Here is a 902-nt window from a genome sequence, read left to right on the forward strand (position 1 = left end):
GGCAAGGACGGTCTGTCCGTCAATGCGAAGACCGGCACGGTGGAGATTCGCTCCCAGGACAACAAGATCACGGTCAAGCCTGGTGACGGCCAGAAGGTCTTCCTCGGCGGCGACGGCTCGGATGGCTCGTACGCAAAGGTCATGACCGAGAGCGGCCCGTCGATCAACGTGTACGCCAAGATCGGATAGGCCACACATGGACATCCGCATGAGAGAAACAGAGGGCTACGGCGATCAGCCGTTCCTTCTGTGGGACACCTATTGGAACTCAGACGATCTCAGTACGTGGTACGCGGACTGGAAGCTGGCAGGGCCGAACGCCCCGCTCAATGCCTACGGGCTGGCTGCCGATCATGCGCTCAACACGGCGATCCTGATTTCCCTTTTCACCTGGCGTCGAGCCGAAGTCTACGACCAGCTCCCCTCGGGCACCGATCCGAAGGGCTGGTGGGGCGACAACATTGATCTCGACGAGAACGAAACGAAGCTCGGTTCGCGCCTCTGGTTGCTGTACCGCTCGCCGCTCAACACCGAAACGGCCAGGAAGGCAGAGGACTACGCTTACGAAGCGTTGCAACCGCTGATCGACCAAGGGGCTGTTGCGAAGTTCGTCTGTAGCGCGACTGTCGATGTCGTGCCCGGCCATCTCGTCTTGGACGTGAAAGCCTACAGCCAAAGCGGCCAGCTCATCTACGACCAGAAGTTCGACCGCATCTGGCGGCAGGAGTTTCCGTAATGGCATTCTACATGCCCGACATCAAGGCGATGGTGGTGCGCGCTCGCAACGCGTTCAGGGCGGAGACGCCCGGCACTGACGCCTTCATCTGGCCGAACAACATCTACGTCAGCGCCAAGGTAATCGGCGGCGCGGTGTGGGAAGTGTTCGGCCGCCTCAAATGGAT

The 902-nt window shown here is 60.5% G+C and carries 2 protein-coding genes; both read left to right on the forward strand.

Annotated elements, in window-relative coordinates; genetic code table 11:
* A partial coding sequence (locus OO70_RS50440; protein WP_043688281.1) for a hypothetical protein occupies nt 1-189 on the forward strand: 189 nt, incomplete at its 5' end.
* A gap of 7 nt (nt 190-196) precedes the next feature.
* Nucleotides 197-736: a phage GP46 family protein gene (locus OO70_RS50445; protein ID WP_050513931.1), complete on the forward strand. Its 540-nt coding sequence runs from the start codon at nt 197-199 to the stop codon at nt 734-736.
* Nucleotides 737-902 lie beyond the last annotated feature (166 nt).

Source organism: Streptomyces xylophagus (genome assembly GCF_000716435.1).
Lineage (GTDB): Bacteria > Actinomycetota > Actinomycetes > Streptomycetales > Streptomycetaceae > Streptomyces > Streptomyces xylophagus.

Bases quoted from the DNA above. Each gene is read 5' to 3' on its own strand.
- OO70_RS50445 (WP_050513931.1), top strand. From the start codon at position 197: ATGGACATCCGCATGAGAGAAACAGAGGGCTACGGCGATCAGCCGTTC.